Origin of the sequence: Pontibacter rugosus, assembly GCF_042678745.1 — a bacterium.
Classification (GTDB): Bacteria; Bacteroidota; Bacteroidia; order Cytophagales; family Hymenobacteraceae; genus Pontibacter; species Pontibacter rugosus.
In genome coordinates this window covers 1-3254 of the sequence record NZ_JBHTLD010000332.1, presented here as the reverse complement: position 1 = coordinate 3254, position 3254 = coordinate 1, and the positions used below count along the sequence as shown (strand labels likewise).

Annotated in this window: 4 protein-coding genes; all 4 read left to right on the top strand. The window is 42.5% G+C overall.

Annotated elements, in window-relative coordinates:
- Window positions 1-16 precede the first annotated feature (16 nt).
- A complete protein-coding gene (gene rpsL, locus ACFQ2O_RS20740) occupies window positions 17-430 on the top strand; it encodes a 30S ribosomal protein S12 (protein WP_377532634.1) in 414 nt (137 codons plus the stop codon).
- Window positions 431-449: 19 nt separating this feature from the next.
- Window positions 450-917, top strand: coding sequence for a 30S ribosomal protein S7 (gene rpsG / locus ACFQ2O_RS20735; RefSeq protein ID WP_068838129.1), 468 nt, complete (start codon window positions 450-452; stop codon window positions 915-917).
- A gap of 2 nt (window positions 918-919) precedes the next feature.
- Complete coding sequence (gene fusA / locus ACFQ2O_RS20730; RefSeq protein WP_377532632.1) at window positions 920-3022, top strand: elongation factor G; 2103 nt, start codon at window positions 920-922, stop codon at window positions 3020-3022.
- Between the two features lie 9 nt (window positions 3023-3031).
- Window positions 3032-3254, top strand: a 223-nt coding sequence (rpsJ, locus tag ACFQ2O_RS20725) for a 30S ribosomal protein S10 (RefSeq protein WP_377532629.1), incomplete at its 3' end; no start/stop codon positions are given.

Sequence of the window (3254 nt, the reverse complement as noted above, 5' to 3'; positions counted from 1 at the left end):
AATTAACAGCTAGTAAATGCCTACTATACAGCAATTAGTAAGAAAAGGTAGAGAAAAATTGACTTTTAAGTCAAAGTCTCCTGCCTTAGATTCATGCCCACAGCGCCGTGGAGTATGTACTAGAGTATATACAACAACGCCTAAGAAGCCTAACTCTGCCATGCGTAAAGTAGCCAGAGTAAGACTTACAAACGGTAAAGAAGTTAACGCCTACATTCCAGGTGAAGGACACAACCTGCAGGAGCACTCTATTGTGCTAATAAGAGGTGGTAGAGTGAAAGACCTTCCAGGTGTACGTTACCATATTGTACGTGGTGCTTTGGATACTGCAGGTGTAAGTGGACGTCTTCAGTCTCGTTCTAAGTATGGAGCTAAGAGACCAAAACCAGGACAGGCTCCGGCTGCCGCAGGCAAAGGTAAAAAGAAATAATCCCTAGAGTTATAATACAATGAGAAAAGCAAAGCCGAAAAGTAGAATTCTCCTTCCCGATCCGAAATACAAAGAAACGTTAGTAACGCGTTTTGTTAACTACCTGATGGAAGATGGCAAAAAGAGTGTTGCTTACGGAATATTCTATGATGCTGTAGAATTAGTAGAGCAAAGAACAAAAGAAAACGGTCTGGAAACTTGGAAGAAGGCATTGAATAACATCATGCCAAGTGTCGAGGTGAAAAGCCGCAGGGTAGGGGGAGCTACTTTCCAAGTGCCGACTGAGGTTCGTCCGGACCGCAGAGTATCTCTTGGTATCAAATGGATGATATCATACTCTCGCAAAAGAGGTGAGAAAACGATGAAGGATAGATTAGCAGGTGAAATTATCGCAGCTGCTAAAGGTGAAGGTGCTGCCGTGAAAAAGAAAGATGACACGCATAGAATGGCAGAAGCAAACAAAGCGTTCTCACACTTTAGATTCTAAGAATGGCAAGAGACTTAAAATACACAAGAAATATTGGTATTGCCGCGCACATTGATGCCGGTAAGACCACTACGACAGAACGTATACTTTATTACGCTGGTGTAAGCCATAAAATTGGCGAGGTGCATGATGGTGCCGCGACAATGGACTGGATGGAGCAAGAGCAGGAGCGTGGTATCACCATTACTTCTGCTGCTACAACAGTATCTTGGAATTACAGAGGCCAGCCTTATCATATTAATATCATTGATACTCCAGGACACGTGGACTTTACCGTAGAGGTAAACCGTTCTTTGCGTGTATTGGATGGATTGGTGTTCTTGTTCTCTGCAGTAGATGGCGTTGAGCCGCAGTCAGAAACAAACTGGCGCTTAGCAGATAACTATAAAGTTGCTCGTATCGGTTTCGTTAACAAAATGGACCGTTCAGGTGCTGATTTCCTTGCTGTATGTAAGCAAGTGAAAGAAATGCTTGGAAGTAACGCCGTAGCTCTTCAATTACCGATAGGTGCTGAAGATAACTTCAGAGGTGTAGTTGATCTTGTTAACAACCGCGGTATCATCTGGAACGAGGAAGATAAAGGTATGACCTTTACTGAAGTTCCAATTCCTGATGATATGGTAGAAGAAGCAGCTGAATACAGAGAGAAGCTGTTAGAAGCTGTGGCAGAGTATGATGAGACTTTGATGGAGAAATACTTCGAAGATCCAGATTCTATCTCTGAAGATGAAATCATTGCTGCGCTTCGTGCTGCTACGATTGATATGGCTATTGTTCCAATGCTTTGTGGTTCTTCATTCAAGAACAAAGGTGTTCAGACAATGCTTGATTATGTGATGGCACTTTGCCCTTCTCCTATGGATAAGGAAAGCATCACAGGAACTAACCCTGACACAGGTGCTGAGGTATCTCGTAAACCGAGTGAGACTGAGCCATTTGCTGGACTTGCTTTTAAAATTGCAACTGACCCTTATGTAGGTCGTCTTTGCTTTGTAAGAGCATATTCAGGAGTGTTAGAGTCTGGTTCTTATACTTATAATACACGCTCAGGCAACAAAGAACGTATATCACGCATTTTCCAAATGCATGCTAATAAGCAAAACCAAATTGAAAGGTTAGCTGCAGGTGATATTGCCGCTGTTGTAGGCTTTAAAGATATCAAGACAGGTGATACACTTTGCGACCAAAATGCAAAGATTGTATTAGAGTCTATGGAGTTCCCAGAGCCGGTTATTGGATATGCCATTGAACCTAAAACTCAGGCAGACTCTGATAAAATGGGTATGGCAATTGCTAAACTTGTTGAAGAAGACCCAACGCTACAGGTGAATACTGATGAGGAAACTGGTCAGACAATCCTAAGAGGTATGGGTGAGCTTCACTTGGAGATCATCATTGACCGTATGAAACGTGAGTTCAAGGTTGAGTTGAACCAAGGTGCTCCACAGGTGGCTTACAAAGAAACAATCACTAAAAATATTGAACACCGTGAGGTATTCAAGAAGCAGTCAGGTGGTCGTGGTAAGTTTGCCGATATCGTGTTCGAGATGGGACCACGTGAAGATGGTAAACAAGGACTAGAGTTTGTTAATGGTATCGTAGGTGGTGTAATTCCAAGAGAATTCATACCAGCTGTTCAAAAAGGTTTTGAAGAAGCCATGAAGAACGGCATCCTAGCAGGTTTCCCTATTGACTCGATGAAGGTACGTCTGTATCATGGTTCATTCCACGATGTTGACTCAGACTCACTTTCGTTTGAACTAGCTGCTCGCCAAGGTTTCAAAGAGGCAGGAAAGCAGTGCGCTCCTAAGCTTCTTGAGCCAATCATGGCAGTAGACGTAGTTACTCCAGACGACTACACCGGACCTGTTACAGGTGACCTGAACAGACGAAGAGGTATCATGAAAGGTATGGACACAAAAGGTACATCAACAGTTGTTAAAGCCGATGTTCCACTTTCTGAGCTTTTCGGTTATGTAACAGATCTTCGTACAATCACTTCTGGTAGAGCTACTGCTTCTCTTACTTTCTCACATTACGAGCAAGTACCGCAGAACTTGGCAGATGCTATCATTGCTAAACTCAAAGGAACAGCAGCTAAATAGTAGTATAATATGAATCAGAAAATAAGAATAAAGCTTAAGTCTTACGATCACAATCTGGTAGATAAATCTTCAGAGAAGATTGTAAAAGCAGTAAAGGCTACTGGTGCCGTAGTAAGCGGTCCAATTCCTCTGCCAACAGAGAAAGATAAATTCACTGTTCTTCGCTCACCACACGTGAACAAGAAATCTCGTGAGCAGTTTCAACTTTGCACTTATAAGAGATTAGTAGATA